16 protein-coding genes and 1 pseudogene are annotated in these 15,406 nt (G+C 71.5%); 14 read left to right on the top strand and 3 right to left on the bottom strand.

Going from position 1 to position 15,406, the window contains the following annotated elements; translation table 11 throughout:
• Nucleotides 1-96 precede the first annotated feature (96 nt).
• From DVH02_RS11385 to DVH02_RS11345, 9 genes are all read left to right on the top strand, one after another.
• A complete protein-coding gene (locus DVH02_RS11385) occupies nt 97-1,176 on the top strand; it encodes a nitronate monooxygenase (RefSeq protein ID WP_114623656.1) in 1,080 nt (359 codons plus the stop codon).
• Nucleotides 1,173-1,922, top strand: a complete 750-nt coding sequence (locus DVH02_RS11380) for a 16S rRNA (uracil(1498)-N(3))-methyltransferase (protein ID WP_114623655.1) — start codon at nt 1,173-1,175, stop codon at nt 1,920-1,922. The genes DVH02_RS11385 and DVH02_RS11380 overlap by 4 nt, the downstream gene beginning before the upstream one ends.
• Before the next feature lie 118 nt (nt 1,923-2,040).
• The gene (locus DVH02_RS11375) at nt 2,041-2,400 is read left to right on the top strand and encodes a histidine triad nucleotide-binding protein (RefSeq protein WP_114623654.1); all 360 of its coding nucleotides are present in this window, start codon (nt 2,041-2,043) and stop codon (nt 2,398-2,400) included.
• A gap of 5 nt (nt 2,401-2,405) precedes the next feature.
• Nucleotides 2,406-3,314 (top strand): ribonuclease Z, encoded by a 909-nt coding sequence (locus DVH02_RS11370; RefSeq protein WP_114623653.1) that lies wholly within the window; start codon nt 2,406-2,408, stop codon nt 3,312-3,314.
• 85 nt (nt 3,315-3,399) lie between these two features.
• Complete coding sequence (locus DVH02_RS11365) at nt 3,400-4,512, top strand: carbohydrate kinase family protein (protein ID WP_114623652.1); 1,113 nt, start codon at nt 3,400-3,402, stop codon at nt 4,510-4,512.
• A gap of 195 nt (nt 4,513-4,707) precedes the next feature.
• Nucleotides 4,708-5,727 carry a PhoH family protein gene (locus tag DVH02_RS11360; protein WP_114623651.1) on the top strand — a complete coding sequence of 340 codons (1,020 nt, stop codon included), beginning with the start codon at nt 4,708-4,710 and terminating at the stop codon, nt 5,725-5,727.
• 14 nt (nt 5,728-5,741) lie between these two features.
• Nucleotides 5,742-6,239 (top strand): rRNA maturation RNase YbeY, encoded by a 498-nt coding sequence (ybeY, locus tag DVH02_RS11355; RefSeq protein WP_114623650.1) that lies wholly within the window; start codon nt 5,742-5,744, stop codon nt 6,237-6,239.
• Entirely contained in the window at nt 6,236-7,525 is a 1,290-nt protein-coding gene (locus tag DVH02_RS11350; RefSeq protein WP_114623649.1) for a hemolysin family protein, read from the top strand. The genes ybeY and DVH02_RS11350 overlap by 4 nt, the downstream gene beginning before the upstream one ends.
• An 11-nt stretch (nt 7,526-7,536) precedes the next feature.
• Nucleotides 7,537-7,896: an MmcQ/YjbR family DNA-binding protein gene (locus tag DVH02_RS11345; protein WP_114623672.1), complete on the top strand. Its 360-nt coding sequence runs from the start codon at nt 7,537-7,539 to the stop codon at nt 7,894-7,896.
• Nucleotides 7,897-7,918: 22 nt separating this feature from the next.
• Here DVH02_RS11345 and DVH02_RS11340 read toward each other — a convergent pair.
• Nucleotides 7,919-8,242, bottom strand: a pseudogene (locus tag DVH02_RS11340) (MFS transporter); the annotation flags it as partial.
• A gap of 77 nt (nt 8,243-8,319) precedes the next feature.
• On the opposite strand from DVH02_RS11340, the gene DVH02_RS11335 reads away from it, so the two are divergent.
• Nucleotides 8,320-8,685 (top strand): cytidine deaminase, encoded by a 366-nt coding sequence (locus tag DVH02_RS11335; RefSeq protein ID WP_114623648.1) that lies wholly within the window; start codon nt 8,320-8,322, stop codon nt 8,683-8,685.
• A gap of 85 nt (nt 8,686-8,770) precedes the next feature.
• Nucleotides 8,771-9,742: a GTPase Era gene (gene era, locus DVH02_RS11330; RefSeq protein WP_199566242.1), complete on the top strand. Its 972-nt coding sequence runs from the start codon at nt 8,771-8,773 to the stop codon at nt 9,740-9,742.
• Nucleotides 9,743-9,978: 236 nt separating this feature from the next.
• On the opposite strand, the gene DVH02_RS11320 is transcribed toward era, so the two are convergent.
• Together DVH02_RS11320 and DVH02_RS11315 are read right to left on the bottom strand one after the other, a co-directional pair.
• Nucleotides 9,979-10,245 carry a protealysin inhibitor emfourin gene (locus DVH02_RS11320; RefSeq protein ID WP_114623647.1) on the bottom strand — a complete coding sequence of 89 codons (267 nt, stop codon included), beginning with the start codon at nt 10,243-10,245 and terminating at the stop codon, nt 9,979-9,981.
• Nucleotides 10,246-10,321: 76 nt separating this feature from the next.
• Nucleotides 10,322-11,440, bottom strand: a complete 1,119-nt coding sequence (locus DVH02_RS11315) for a M4 family metallopeptidase (RefSeq protein WP_114623646.1) — start codon at nt 11,438-11,440, stop codon at nt 10,322-10,324.
• 333 nt (nt 11,441-11,773) lie between these two features.
• Between DVH02_RS11315 and leuA the strand changes: the two genes are divergently transcribed.
• The 3 genes from leuA to recO all read left to right on the top strand — a co-directional run bounded on the left by leuA (nt 11,774) and on the right by recO (nt 15,392).
• On the top strand, nt 11,774-13,534 hold the full coding sequence (leuA, locus tag DVH02_RS11305; RefSeq protein WP_114623645.1) for a 2-isopropylmalate synthase: 1,761 nt from the start codon (nt 11,774-11,776) through the stop codon (nt 13,532-13,534).
• 257 nt (nt 13,535-13,791) lie between these two features.
• Nucleotides 13,792-14,451 carry a TerB family tellurite resistance protein gene (locus DVH02_RS11300; RefSeq protein ID WP_114623644.1) on the top strand — a complete coding sequence of 220 codons (660 nt, stop codon included), beginning with the start codon at nt 13,792-13,794 and terminating at the stop codon, nt 14,449-14,451.
• A 191-nt stretch (nt 14,452-14,642) separates the two neighbouring features.
• The gene (gene recO / locus DVH02_RS11295; protein WP_114623643.1) at nt 14,643-15,392 is read left to right on the top strand and encodes a DNA repair protein RecO; all 750 of its coding nucleotides are present in this window, start codon (nt 14,643-14,645) and stop codon (nt 15,390-15,392) included.
• Nucleotides 15,393-15,406: the final 14 nt, after the last annotated feature.

Raw genomic sequence — 15,406 nt, 5'->3', positions numbered from 1 at the left:
TTCCCCCGGGCCCCGCCGTTTCCTTCGCACCGTCTGTCACACCGCTGACGCGACACCGATTCGGAGCTGTCACGAAGGACATGGCACGATGCCTGCATGTCCTCCGTACTGACCGATCTCTGCCGGTATCCGATCGTGCAGGCCCCCATGGCGGGCGGCGCCTCCTGCCCGCAGCTGGCCGCGGCCGTCTGCGAGGCCGGCGGTCTCGGGTTCCTCGCCGCCGGGTACAAGACGGTGGACGGCATGTACGAGGAGATCAAACAGCTGCGCGGGCTCACCGCGAGACCCTTCGGCGTCAACCTCTTCATGCCGCAGCCGAACTACGCGGACCAGGCGGCCGTCGAGGTCTACCGCAACCAGCTCGCCGGCGAGGCCACCTGGTACGAGACGCCGCTCGGCGACCCCGACTCCGGCCGGGACGACGGCTACGAGGCCAAGCTGGCGATCCTGCTGGACGACCCGGTGCCGGTCGTCTCGTTCACCTTCGGCTGTCCGACCAGGACCGTCCTGGACGCGTTCGCCAAGGTCGGTACGGTCACCGTCGTCACCGTGACCACGCCGGAGGAGGCCCAGACCGCGCAGTGGTCCGGCGCCGACGCCGTCTGTGTCCAGGGTGTCGAGGCGGGCGGCCACCAGGGCACGCACCGTGACGATCCGGCGACCGACGGCGCGGGCATCGGGCTGCTGTCGCTGGTGGCGCAGGTCAGGGAGACCGTGCAGATCCCGGTCATCGCGGCCGGCGGGCTGATGCGCGGCGGCCAGATCGCGGCGGTGCTCGCGGCGGGCGCGGACTCCGCGCAGCTCGGCACGGCCTTCCTGGTGTGCCCCGAGTCGGGCGCCAACGCGCTGCACAAGCAGGCCATGACCAATCCGCTGTTCGTACGGACCGAGCTGACCCGCGCGTTCTCCGGCCGCCCCGCCCGCGGACTCGTCAACCGCTTCATGCGCGAGCACGGCCCGTACGCGCCCGCCGCCTACCCCGAGATCCACCACCTCACCTCCGGGCTGCGCAAGGCCGCCGCCCGGGTCGGCGACGCGCAGGGGATGGCGCTGTGGGCGGGACAGGGCCACCGGATGGCCCGGGAGCTGCCCGCCGGGGAGCTGGTCGAACTGCTCCACGCCGAACTCGTCGAGACGCGCGCCTCGTTGACGCACGACCCGAAGGACGGCTCGTGACCGCTCCCGTCTTCGTGGTCGACGACTTCGCGGCGGGACCCGGCGGACGGTTCGTCGTCGAGGGGCCCGAGGGACGGCACGCCGTCTCGGTGAAGCGGCTGCGGCCCGGCGAGGACGTCGTACTGACGAACGGCGGCGGGCTCTGGGCCGACTGCGTGGTGCTGGGCAGCGAAGGCAAGGACCGGCTGATCGTCCAGCTCGACTCGGTGTCCGAGGCGGAGCCGGAGAGCCCGCACATCACCGTCGTCCAGGCACTGCCCAAGGGCGATCGGGGCGAACTCGCCGTCGAGACCATGACGGAGACCGGCGTCGACGCGATCGTCCCGTGGGCCGCCTCCCGCTGCGTCACGCAGTGGAAGGGCGAGCGCGGCGCCAAGTCGCTCGCCAAGTGGCGCGCCACCGCGCGCGAGGCGGGCAAGCAGTCGCGCCGGGTGCGGTTCCCCGAGGTCGCGGGCGCGATGAGCACGAAGCAGGTCGCCGCGCTGCTGGCGACGGCGGACCTCGCCGCCGTACTGCACGAGGACCCGGAGGCCGGGAGCGCGGCGCTGGCCACGGCCGAACTGCCCTGCGCGGGCTCGATCGTGCTGGTCGTCGGCCCCGAAGGGGGCGTCTCCCCGGAGGAGTTGACGGCCTTCGCGGCGGCGGGAGCGCGTCCGTACCGGCTGGGCCCCAGCGTGCTGCGCACCTCCACGGCGGGCACGGTGGCGGCCGCGCTGGTGATGGCGCGCACCGGCCGCTGGTCCTGAGCCCACTGTCGGCGCGGGCCGGTAGCATGCCGTCCGTACGGAATCGATCATCAGCCGCGTCATCCGTCGCGTCAACGAACCGCGTCGTCAGCCGCGCCGAGTCGAGGAGGCCCCCGCCATGGCGGGAGAACCGCAGGCCGACTGCCTGTTCTGCAAGATCGTCTCGGGGGACGTGCCGGCCACGGTCGTCCGCACGTCGGACACGACCGTCGCCTTCCGGGACATAAACCCGCAGGCCCCCACACACGTCCTGGTCATCCCCAAGGCGCACTACCCGGACGCCGGTGCCCTCGCCGCCGCCGAGCCGCTGATCGCCGCCGACGTGCTGCGCGAGGCCGCCGCCGTCGCGGCCGACGAGGGCAACGCGGACACCGGCTACCGGATCGTGTTCAACACCGGTTCCGGCGCGGGCCAGACCGTCTTCCACGCGCACGCCCACGTCCTCGGCGGACGCGGGCTCAACTGGCCTCCCGGGTAGCGGTCTTGTCCGTACGGGAACTGGTGGTCCTGGGCACCGCGAGCCAGGTGCCCACCCGCCACCGCAACCACAACGGGTATCTGCTCCGCTGGGACGGCGAGGGCCTCCTCTTCGACCCCGGCGAGGGCACCCAGCGGCAGATGCTGCGCGCGGGCGTCGCCGCGCACGACATCAACCGCATCTGTGTCACCCACTTCCACGGCGACCACTCGCTGGGGCTCGCCGGGGTCGTCCAGCGCATCAACCTCGACCGGGTGCCGCACGAGATCACCGCCCACTACCCGGCGAGCGGACAGCGCTTCTTCGAACGGCTGCGGTACGCCACGGCCTACCGCGAGACCGTCGCGCTGACCGAGGCGCCGGTGCGCGCCGACGGCCTCCTCGCGCGGACCCCCGCGTACAGCCTCCTCGCACACCGGCTCTCCCACCCCGTCGAGTCCTACGGCTACCGCCTCGTGGAGCCCGACGGGCGCCGGATGGACCCGGCGCGGCTGGCCGCGCACGGGATCGCGGGGCCCGACGTCGGGCGGCTCCAGCGCGAGGGCGCGCTGAACGGGGTCACGCTGGACGAGGTCAGCGAGGTGCGGGTGGGGCAGCGGTTCGCCTTCGTGATGGACACCCGGCTCTGCGACGGGGTGCACGCGCTGGCAGAGGGGTGCGATCTGCTGGTCATCGAGTCCACGTTCCTGGACGAGGACGAACGGCTGGCGACCGAACACGGCCATCTCACGGCGGGCCAGGCCGCGCGGGCGGCCCGGGACGCGGGCGTGGCCCATCTGGTGCTCACGCACTTCTCGCAGCGCTACTCCGACCCGGCCGCCTTCGAACGGCAGGCCCGCGCCGCCGGGTTCGACGGCGAACTGACGATCGCCGCCGATCTCGTACGGGTGCCGCTGCCCAAGCGCACCCGCTGACGGGGCGCGGCGGGCGCCGAAGATCCGTTCCCGTCCCGGCGGATCGGGCAGACTGTCGGGATCCGCACGCGATCGGGAGCCCGCCGTGATCACACCCAACGGAGACCCGCTGGACCACACCGCCCATGTCGACCCGCTGGAGGGACTGCGCGCGCCGGACGATCCGGAGTACGACGTCTACCTCACGGGCACGGTCTTCCTCGACATCGTCTTCACCGGTCTGGAGAGCGCCCCCGTGCGCGGGACCGAGTCCTGGGCGCGCGGCATGGGATCGAGTCCCGGCGGGATCGCCAACATGGCCACCGCGCTGGCCCGCCTCGGGCTGCGCACCTCGCTCTCCGCCGCCTTCGGCGACGACCACTACGGCGAGTACTGCTGGGACGCGCTCGCGCACGGCGAGGGCATCGACCTGTCGCGGTCGCGCACGGTGCCCGGCTGGCACTCGCCCGTCACCGTCTCCATGGCGTACGAGGGCGAGCGCACGATGGTCTCGCACGGCCACGAGGCGCCGCCGCCCGAGGGCGCCCTGCCGGAGTGCCCGCCCCGCGCCCGTGCCGCCGTCGCCGCGCTGACACCGGGGCGCCGCGACGAGTGGATCGCCCGGTCGGCGGGGCGCGGAACCCGGATCTTCGCCGATGTCGGATGGGACGAGACCGGCCGCTGGGACCTGGCCGGGCTGGCGGACCTGGAGCACTGCGAGGCGTTCCTGCCCAACGCCGAGGAGGCGATGCGCTACACCCGCTCCGACTGCCCCAGAACGGCCGCCAGGCGGCTCGCCGAGCGGGTGCCGGTCGCCGTGGTCACGCTGGGCGCGGAGGGCGCGTACGCGGTGGACGGCTCCACCGGGGAGACCGCCGAGGTCCCGGCGATCGCCGTGGAGGCCATGGACCCGACCGGCGCGGGCGATGTCTTCGTGGCCGGATTCGTCACCGGCACCCTCGCCGGCTGGCCGCTCGCGGACCGGCTGGCCTTCGCCGGGCTGACCGCCGCGCTCTCGGTGCAGGAGTTCGGCGGGTCGCTCTCCGCGCCCGGCTGGGCCGAGGTCGCCGCCTGGTGGAGCTATGTGCACGGCTGCTCCGACCAGGATCCGGCGGCCCTGCGCCGCTACGGCTTCCTGGCGGAGCTGCTGCCCGCGCCGCCCCGGCCGTGGCCGCTGCGCAGGGCCGTACCGACGATCGGATTCGGCCGCTCGGCGTGAGCGAGGGGCGCGCGCGGGGGCGCGGGCGGGGGCGCGGGCGGTCCGCGCGGCCGTGAAACCGGCGGGCGCTTCGCCCAGGGCGCAAGGAAAAGCACTGGGGCGCTGTCCGTGCGGGGTCGTACGCTGGTAGCCCAGAGGTTGTCGAGCAGCGAGAACCCTGCAACGGGAGGTATGCGCAGGCCACAGCGCCGGCCCATGACTCAGACACCCACAGTTCGGACCCCCGCGCAGGGGCAGGCCCACGCCAGGTTCACCGTGCCCGCCAAACACCCCATGGTGATGGTCCTCGGATCGGGCGACGCCCTGCTCCGCGTGGTCGAGAAGGCATTTCCGGACGTCGACATCCACGTCCGGGGCAACGAGATCAGCGCGGCGGGCGGCGCGGCGGATGTCGCGCTCGTGCAGCGCCTGTTCGACGAGATGATGCTGGTGCTCCGCACCGGTCAGCCGATGACGGAGGACGCGGTGGAACGTTCCATTGCCATGCTCAGGGCGAGCGAGAACGGCGGTGCGGACGGTCCCGAGACCCCCGCCGACGTGCTCACGCAGAACATCCTGTCCAGCCGGGGCCGCACGATCCGCCCCAAGACGCTCAACCAGAAGCGGTACGTCGACGCGATCGACAAGCACACGATCGTCTTCGGCATCGGCCCCGCCGGTACGGGAAAGACGTACCTCGCCATGGCGAAGGCGGTCCAGGCGCTCCAGTCCAAGCAGGTCAGCCGGATCATCCTGACCCGGCCCGCCGTCGAGGCGGGGGAGCGCCTCGGCTTCCTGCCCGGCACGCTCTACGAGAAGATCGACCCGTATCTGCGCCCGCTCTACGACGCGCTGCACGACATGCTCGACCCCGACTCGATCCCCCGGCTGATGGCCGCGGGCACGATCGAGGTCGCGCCGCTGGCCTACATGCGCGGCCGGACGCTGAACGACGCCTTCATCATCCTGGACGAAGCACAGAACACCAGCACGGAACAGATGAAGATGTTCCTGACGAGGCTCGGCTTCGACTCGAAGATCGTCATCACCGGTGACGTCACCCAGGTCGACCTGCCGGGCGGCACCAAGAGCGGGCTGCGCCAGGTCCAGGACATCCTGGACGGCGTGGAGGACGTGCACTTCTCCCGGCTCACGTCCCAGGATGTCGTACGGCACAAGCTCGTCGGCCGTATCGTCGACGCGTACGAGCGGTACGACAACGAAAACGGGAAGTAGAGCAGCAGCGCACCATGTCGATCGACGTCAACAACGAGTCAGGTACCGAGGTCGACGAGCAGGCGATCCTCGACATCGCCCGCTACGCGCTCACCAGGATGCGTATCCACCCCCTCTCCGAACTCTCGGTGATCGTGGTGGACGACGCGGCGATGGAGCAACTGCACCTCCAGTGGATGGATCTGCCGGGCCCCACCGATGTCATGTCCTTCCCGATGGACGAGCTGCGTCCGCCGGTCAAGGACGACGAGGAGCCCCCGCAGGGGCTCCTCGGTGACATCGTGCTCTGCCCGGAGGTGGCCAAGCGGCAGGGCGAGGAGGCCCCCACGCAGCACACCATGGACGAGGAGCTGCACCTGCTCACCGTGCACGGCGTGCTGCACCTGCTCGGCTACGACCACGAAGTGCCCGAGGAGAAGGCCGAGATGTTCGGCCTCCAGGCCGCGATCGTGGACGGCTGGCGGGCCGAACAGGGGCTGACCGGCCCCTCTCCCGCGCCGACCGTCTCATGACCGCCCAGCTGATCGCCGGCGCGGTCGCCCTGGTCGTCGTGGCCTGGCTGGCGGCCTCCGCCGAGGCGGGGATCGCCCGCGTCTCCAGCTTCCGGGCTGCCGAGGCGGTGCGCTCGGGACGCCGGGGCGCGGCGAAGCTCGCCCAGGTCGCCGCCGACCCGACGCGCTATCTGAACGTGGCGCTGCTGGTGCGGGTCGCCTGCGAGATGGCGGCCGGGGTGCTGGTCACCTACGTATGCCTGGAGGAGTTCCGGGAGACCTGGGCGGCGCTCCTGGTCGCCATCTGCGTGATGGTCCTCGTCTCCTATGTCGCGGTGGGCGTCTCGCCGCGCACCATCGGCCGCCAGCACCCGCTGAACACCGCCACGGCCTCCGCGTACGTCCTGCTGCCGCTGGCCCGCGTGATGGGGCCCGTACCGCAGCTGCTGATCCTCCTCGGCAACGCGCTGACCCCAGGGAAGGGCTTCCGCAAGGGACCGTTCGCCAGCGAGGCCGAACTGCGCGCGATGGTCGACCTCGCCGAGGCCGAGTCCCTCATCGAGGACGACGAACGCCGCATGGTGCACTCCGTCTTCGAGCTGGGCGACACGCTCGTACGCGAGGTCATGGTGCCGCGCACGGACCTGGTCGCCATCGAGCGCTCCAAGACGATCCGTCAGGCGCTCACGCTCGCGCTGCGCTCGGGCTTCTCGCGCATCCCGGTCACCGGGGAGAACGAGGACGACATCGTCGGCATCGTCTACCTCAAGGACCTCGCGCGCAAAACCCATATCAACCGCGACTCCGAGGCCGATCTCGTCTCCACGGCGATGCGCCCGGCCGCCTTCGTGCCCGACACGAAGAACGCGGGCGACCTGCTGCGCGAGATGCAGCAGGAGCGCAGCCATGTCGCGGTCGTCATCGACGAGTACGGCGGCACGGCGGGCATCGTCACGATCGAGGACATCCTGGAGGAGATCGTCGGCGAGATCACCGACGAGTACGACCGCGAGCTGCCTCCCGTGGAGGAGCTGGGCGACGGCTCCTACCGGGTCACGGCCCGGCTGGACATCGGCGACCTCGGGGAGCTGTTCGGACTCGACGAGTACGACGACGAGGACGTCGAGACCGTCGGCGGGCTGCTGGCGAAGGCGCTCGGCCGGGTCCCGATCGCCGGGGCCAGCGCCGAGGTCGGCCTCCCCGACGGCCGTACGCTCCGGCTGACCGCCGAATCCCCGGCCGGCCGCCGCAACAAGATCGTCACGGTCCTGGCGGAGCCGGTCCGCAAGGAGGCGGCGGCCTCATGACGGGCGGTGCGCTGACGGCGACGGCACTGCGCGCGTACTGCCTCGGGCTCAACGGGACCTCCGAGGAGGTCCCGTTCCCACGCAACCCGGGACTCACGGTCTTCAAGGTCGGCGGCAAGATCTTCGCCTTCTGCGCCCTGGAGGAACGGCCGCTGACGATCTCCCTCAAGTGCGACCCCGACGACGCCATCAGACTGCGGGAGACCCACCCGGCGATCGTCCCCGGCTGGCACCTCAACAAGCGCCACTGGAACACGGTGACGGTCGGCGGGGTGCCCGCCCGGATGGCGCGCGAGCTGATCGAGGACTCCTACGACCTGGTGGTGGCGGGCCTGCCGAAGGCCCAGCGGCTCCGGCTGGACCGGCCCTGACGGAGCCCCGGCCCGGCCACTGTCAGCCCGTACGCCGCCGGCCGCGCAGCCCCAGCGCCACCAGCACCGCCGCCACCAGCACGATCGCCGCGTCGATCGCCACCACCAGCCGCACCCCGTCGTCGAGCACCTCGTGCGTGGCCGCCACCACCCCCAGCAGCGGAATGCCGATGGTCATCCCGACCTGCTGCGTCGTGGTCACCAGCCCCGTCGCGAGCCCCTGCTCACCGTTGGGGATGCCCGAGGTCGCCGTCAGGCCGTAGGAGACGAGCGCGATCAGATGGCACATGCTCGCCAGCGAGACCGCGACGGTCGCCAGCACCACCCCGCTCAGCGCGCCCGGTCCGCTCCCCGGGCCGCCGCCGCGAGGGGCCCCACGCCCCGCCCCACGCCCCGCCCCACGCGCCTGCCTATGCTCGGGGCATGACTCAGAGCACCGGCGACGCCACCGGCCTCGACCCCGAGGACCGCAAGATCATCACCCTCGCCCGCAGCGCCCGCGCCCGCAACGGCGTACCGGAGGGCGCGGCCGTACGGGACGAGACCGGGCGTACGTATGTCGCGGGCACCGTGGAGCTGGCCTCCCTCAAGCTCAGCGCGCTGCGCACCGCCGTCGCCATGGCCGTGGCCAGCGGCGCCACCTCCCTGGAGGCGGCCGCCGTCGTCACCGCCGAGTCCGGTGCGTCGGACGAGGACCGCGCCGCCGTTCGCGACCTCGGCGGCCCCGGCACACCGGTGCTGGTGGCGGGCCCGGACGGCACCCTGACGGCCACGGTCACGGCCGGCTGAGGCCGGGCGGTCCTGCGGGCCTCGGGGCGGCCACGCGGCGGCCCGGGGCGCCGGCTGGTAGGCGGCGGGTAAACGATCGGGGAGAATGGGCGCCATGAGCGCTCGTACCTCCTCTTCCGAGACTTCTCCCGAGACGGCCGAAGCCCCCCACCGGGCCGGCTTCGCCTGCTTCGTCGGTCGCCCGAACGCGGGCAAGTCCACCCTCACGAACGCTCTGGTCGGCCAGAAGGTGGCCATCACCTCGAACCGGCCGCAGACCACGCGGCACACCGTCCGGGGCATCGTGCACCGGCCCGAGGCGCAGCTGATCCTGGTCGACACCCCGGGCCTCCACAAGCCGCGCACCCTGCTCGGCGAGCGGCTGAACGATGTCGTGCGGACGACCTGGGCCGAGGTGGACGTGATCGGCTTCTGCCTGCCCGCGAACGAGAAGCTCGGCCCCGGCGACCGGTTCATCGTCAAGGAACTGGCCGCGATCAAGAAGACGCCGAAGATCGCCGTCGTCACCAAGACGGACCTCGTCGACTCCAAGACCCTGGCCGAGCAGCTCATCGCGATCGACCAGATCGGCAAGGAACTCGGCATGGAGTGGGCCGAGATCGTCCCCGTCTCCGCCGTCGGGGACCAGCAGGTCGGCCTCCTCGCCGACCTGCTGGTGCCGCTGCTCCCGCAGAGCCCGCCGCTCTACCCGGAGGGCGACCTGACGGACGAGCCGGAGCAGGTCATGGTGGCCGAGCTGATCCGTGAGGCCGCGCTGGAAGGCGTACGGGACGAGCTGCCGCACTCGATCGCGGTCGTGGTCGAGGAGATGCTCCCGCGCGAGGACCGCCCGGCGGACCGGCCGTTGCTCGACATCCACGCGAACGTGTACATCGAGCGGCCCAGCCAGAAGGGCATCATCATCGGCCCCAAGGGCAAGCGCCTCAAGGAGGTCGGGACGAAGTCCCGCAAGCACATCGAGGCGCTCCTGGGCACGCCGGTCTTCCTCGACCTGCACGTCAAGGTCGCCAAGGACTGGCAGCGCGACCCTAAGCAGCTGCGCAAGCTGGGATTCTGAGCGGACTGCGGACTGCGGACTGCGGACTGCGGACTCGCGGCGGCCGAAGGCCCGGGGCAACCTCTCTCCGGGCCCTAGGGTCTTTCGTTTGGATCAGGCCGGATGAGGGAGCGGGGTCTGGTGCCGTGGATCGCGAGGCGGAGGAGGGAGCCCACGCGGAGCGTAGGCGACCGACGACAACGCGGCGAGGCGCGGTGCCAGGGCTCGCGAGCCCGGCATGATCCAAACGAGAGGCCCTAAGCGCCTTCCTTGAGCACCCGGGAGATCAGCGCGCGCTGCGCGTCGGTCAGCCGGGGGTCCGCGCAGTGGAACGTGTGCTCGTCGATCGTGATCCGGTAGCTGAAGCCGTCCGGCACACCCGGTGGCGGGGCGTCCTGGCTGTCGGCCCGCGCACGCTCGGCCAGCTCGCGCCAGACCTCGGCATCGGGCAGATCCGACGTGTCGACCTCCGACCTGCGCTCGATGCCCGCGAAGCCGCCTGTGCGCCGTACTTGGATACGCATAGTCCTGTTCTAGTACGTGAAGGGCGGCGACGGTAGCCGCCGCCCGTGCCACGCGCCGTGCCGTCGGCCGTCCGCGCTACGCCGTGGCCACGCCGACCTGCGACCACGCCTTGGTCACGGCCTCCAGCTCCGCCGCGTCTCCGAAGCGCGCCCGCGCCGCCGCGACGGTCAGCCGGGCGAAGTCGGCGAAGTCCGCGTCGACCTCCAGTTCGCCGCCGGTCAGCACGTCGAACCAGATCTGGCCCGCCCGCTCCCACGCCTTGCCGCCCAGCTGGGTGGCGAACAGGTAGAACGCGTGGTTCGGGATGCCGGAGTTGATGTGGACCCCGCCGTTGTCGCGGCTCGTCCGTACGTAGCCCTCCATGGTGGCGGGCTGCGGGTCCTTGCCGAGGGCCGGGTCGTCGTACGCCGTGCCCGGGGCCTTCATGGAGCGCAGCGCGACGCCGCTGACGCCCGGGGCGAGCAGGCCCTCGCCGATCAGCCAGTCGGCCCGGTCGGCGGTCTGGTCCAGGGTGAACTGCTTGACCAGCACGCCGAAGACGTCCGACACCGACTCGTTCAGCGCGCCGGACTGGCCGTAGTAGGCGAGATTGGCGGTGTACTGGGTGAGGCCGTGGGTCAGCTCGTGGCCGATCACGTCGACCGGGATGGTGAAGTCGAGGAAGACCTCGCCGTCACCGTCGCCGAAGACCATCTGGTCGCCGTCCCAGAAGGCGTTGTTGTACTCCCGGTCGTAGTGGACGCTGGCGGTCAGCGGCAGCCCCGCGCCGTCCAGCGAGTCGCGTCCGTACGCGCTCAGCAGCAGCTCGAAGGTGGCGCCGAGCCCCGCGTACGCGCGGTTGACCGTGGCGTCCTGGGTGGGCGGGTCACCCTCGCCGCGGACCTTCTCGCCCGGCAGCGCGGTGCCGTGCTCGCAGTCGTGGATCGTACGGCGGGGCTTCCCGGTGGCGGACGTGTCCTGTCCGGCGGGCTCGGTGAGCACGCGCGGGCCGACGGCCGTGGTCAGCCGACGCCGCGTGCGCTGCGCGGAGTCCGCCTCCAGGGTGCGGCGGGCGGGCCCGGAGATCGCGGGATCCTCGGCCTGCGCGAGTCTGTCGAGGACGTGCGGCGGCACGATGGCGCAGAAGACGGCAGCGGTGCCGGAAGTGGATGCGGAAGCGGATGCGGGAGCGGTGGCGGGAGCGATGGCGTCCATGAAGCCAATGTGGCACTCCGTGGGAATCCTGTCACCGATTGCGACCGAGGTTGCTGAAATAGAGTGATCCGTCACCCCGCGGCGGTTAAATCCTGACTCTCTGTATAGAGGGGCCCTCCGGCCCCCGCCGGGCCGGTCCCGCATGCTGATACGGAGCCGCGCGGACCGGACGCCTCGGTTACGCTACTGAACATCATGCGTTTCGGGCTGCTTCTCCTTAGCTGCCGCGGCGAGGGCCTGTAGTCGTAGGCCGACCCCCTCCCCGCGGAGTTTGGCGTTGCGGTGATCACGCCCCGTCGGCCGTTCCAGCGGACACACGAGGAGCCCCACGCAATGTCTGATTCTTCCGTCGGTCGCCCCACGCCCCTCACCAACGCGACCCACACCCAGCGGTCCTCCGGGATGCCGATCCACAAGTACGGCCCCTACGAGGCCGTCGCCATCCCCGACCGCACCTGGCCCGGCAACCGGATCACCGCCGCCCCCCGCTGGCTCTCCACCGACCTGCGCGACGGCAACCAGGCGCTGATCGACCCGATGTCGCCCGCCCGCAAGCGCGAGATGTTCGACCTGCTGGTACGCATGGGCTACAAGGAGATCGAGGTCGGCTTCCCGGCCTCCGGCGAGACCGACTTCGCCTTCGTACGGTCGATCATCGAAGAGGGCGCGATCCCCGAGGACGTGACGATCTCCGTCCTCACCCAGGCCCGCGAGGAGCTGATCGAGCGCACCGTCGAGGCGCTGCGCGGCGCCCACCGCGCCACCGTGCACCTCTACAACGCCACCGCCCCCACCTTCCGCCGGGTCGTCTTCCGCGGCACGCGCGAGCAGGTCAAGCAGATCGCGGTGGACGGCACCCGGCTGGTGACGGAGTACGCCGAGAAGATCCTCGGGCCGGAGACGGCCTTCGGCTACCAGTACAGCCCGGAGATCTTCACCGACACCGAGCTGGACTTCGCCCTGGAGGTCTGCGAGGCCGTCATGGACGTCTGGCAGCCCGAGGCCGGCCGCGAGATCATCCTCAACCTGCCCGCCACGGTGGAGCGTTCCACGCCGTCCACGCACGCCGACCGCTTCGAGTGGATGTCGCGCAACCTCTCCCGCCGCGAGCACGTCTGCCTGTCCGTGCACCCGCACAACGACCGGGGCACGGCCGTGGCCGCCGCCGAGCTGGCGCTGATGGCCGGGGCCGACCGTGTCGAGGGCTGTCTGTTCGGCCAGGGCGAGCGCACCGGCAACGTCGACCTGGTGACCCTGGGCATGAACCTCTTCTCGCAGGGCGTCGACCCGCAGATCGACTTCTCGCAGATCGACGAGATCCGTCGTACCAGCGAGTACTGCAACCAGATGGAGATCCACCCGCGCCACCCCTACGCGGGCGATCTGGTCTACACGTCCTTCTCCGGCTCCCACCAGGACGCCATCAAGAAGGGCTTCGACGCGCTGGAGGCCGACGCGGCGGCACAGGGCAAGTCCGTCGACGAGATCACCTGGGCCGTGCCGTACCTGCCGATCGACCCGAAGGACGTGGGCCGCTCCTACGAGGCGGTCATCCGGGTCAACTCGCAGTCCGGCAAGGGCGGCATCGCGTACGTTCTGAAGAACGACCACAAGCTGGACCTGCCGCGCCGGATGCAGATCGAGTTCTCCCGCATCATTCAGGCCAAGACCGACGCCGAGGGCGGCGAGGTCACGCCCGGCCAGATCTGGTCGGTCTTCCAGGACGAGTACCTGCCGAACCCGGAGAACGCCTGGGGCCGTGTGCAGCTGCGCTCCGGCCAGTCCACGACCGACACGGACGGCCAGGACACGCTGACCGTACAGGCCGTGGTGGACGGCGAGGAGACGACGCTGAGCGGCACCGGCAACGGTCCGATCTCGGCGTTCTTCGCGGCGCTGGCCGAGGTCGGCGTGGACGCCAGGCTCCTGGACTACCAGGAGCACACGATGAGCGAGGGCGCGAGCGCCCAGGCCGCCTCGTACATCGAGTGCGCGATCGACGGAAAGATCCTCTGGGGGATCGGAATCGACGCGAACACCACGCGCGCCTCGCTCAAGGCGGTCATCTCCGCGGTGAACCGCGCAACGCGCTGACCTGAGTCTTTACCTCCGACCGCGCGAACCCCGTCCGCCACTGTGGTGGGCGGGGTTCGGCCATGTCGTGGCGATCTCACGTCGCGGTGCTGACGGCGCGCCGAAGATGTGGCTAACATCACGTCAACGCGGCGGCTCTGCATCCGGATTCCCCGAAAGGGCGCAGAGGCGAAGTGGAGTGCAACGCAACGAAGCGTTGCCGAAGCGTTACGGAGGTGCGCGACGTGCTGCCAACTCAACGATCAAGCGGCCGGAAAATGCGCGTCTGCGGCATCCGTACGTCGTGGAACACCGTCGGCGACGGTGAGTTCTTCTGCCCCGACTGCGGCGGCGACCGCAATTACCGCCGCCGTACGGGCCGTCGCCGCTTCACCGTGCTCGGCATCCCGCTGTTCCCGCGCGGCGTCGCGGGCCCCGTGATCGAATGCGCGGCCTGTCACGCCCACTTCGGCACGGACATCCTGGACCACCCCACCACGATCCGCTTCTCCGCGATGCTGCGCGACGCCGTCCACACGGTCGCCCTCGCGGTCCTCGCGGCGGGCGGCACCTCGTCCCGTACGGTCCGGGAGACCGCCGTCCTGACCGTGCGCGCCGCCGGCTTCGAGGACTGCACGGAGGACCGGCTGACGGACCTGGTCGAGGCGCTCGCGGCGGACACCGGCCGGTTCATCGTCGAGCCGGGCCCGTGCGGCGCCGCGCTCGCGATCGAGCTGCACGAAGCGCTGGAGCCCCTCGCCCCCCACCTGGCCCCGGCCGGCCGGGAGGCCATCCTCCTGCAGGGCGCGCGCATCGCCCTGGCCGACGGCGCCTACAGCCCGCCGGAGCGCGAGGTCCTGTCCACGGTCGGCGGCGCGCTCCAACTGCGGGCGGTCGACACGGAGAGGCTGCTGGCGGCGGCGGGCACGCTGTCCTGAGCTGCGGCGGGTGCGTGGCGGGGCCGGGAGCTGGGGTGCGCGGTGAGGGTCCGGCCCCGGCGCGTACGCCGGTACGTTCCCCGGTCACGCACGTCACCTTGAGCGGCCGTTCCCTCACCCGTCGGCCGGGGGCCGTCCCGCCGGACGCACCGGGGGCCGTCGCGTCGTACGCGTGCGGGAGAATGAGGCCCATGAGTCTGTTCCGGGACGACGGTGTCGTGCTGCGCACGCAGAAGCTCGGTGAGGCCGACCGCATCATCACGCTTCTGACCCGCGGCCATGGCCGGGTGCGCGCCGTCGCGCGGGGGGTACGGCGGACGAAGTCCAAGTTCGGGGCCAGGCTGGAGCCGTTCTCCCATGTCGACGTGCAGTTCTTCGCGCGGGGCAGCGAGCTGATCGGGCGGGGGCTGCCGCTGTGCACCCAGGGCGAGACCATCGCTCCGTACGGTGGCGGCATCGTGGCCGACTACGCCCGCTACACGGCGGGCACCGCCATGCTGGAGACGGCGGAACGGTTCACCGACCACGAGGGCGAGCCGGCCGTGCAGCAGTATCTGCTGCTCGTCGGCGGACTGCGCACCCTGGCGCGCGGCGAGCACGCGCCGCATCTGATCCTGGACGCCTTCCTGCTGCGCTCGCTGGCCGTCAACGGGTACGCGCCCAGCTTCGACGACTGCGCGAAGTGTGGGCTCCAGGGCCCCAACCGGTTCTTCTCGGTGGGGGCGGGCGGGGTCGTGTGCGGGGACTGCCGGGTGCCCGGCAGCGTCGTACCCTCTGCTGAGGCCGTCGGACTGCTCAGCGCGCTGTTGACGGGGGACTGGCAGACGGCCGACGCGTGCGAGGCGCGGCATGTCAGGGAGGGCAGCGGGCTGGTGTCCGCCTATCTGCACTGGCATCTGGAGCGCGGCCTGCGCTCACTCAGATACGTAGAGAAGAACTAGTACGTAGAGAAGAT

It is taken from the genome of Streptomyces corynorhini (assembly GCF_003346515.1).
Classification (GTDB): domain Bacteria; phylum Actinomycetota; class Actinomycetes; order Streptomycetales; family Streptomycetaceae; genus Streptomyces; species Streptomyces corynorhini.
Note: the sequence above shows the minus strand (reverse complement) of the source record. Positions and strands in the feature narration are given on the sequence as shown.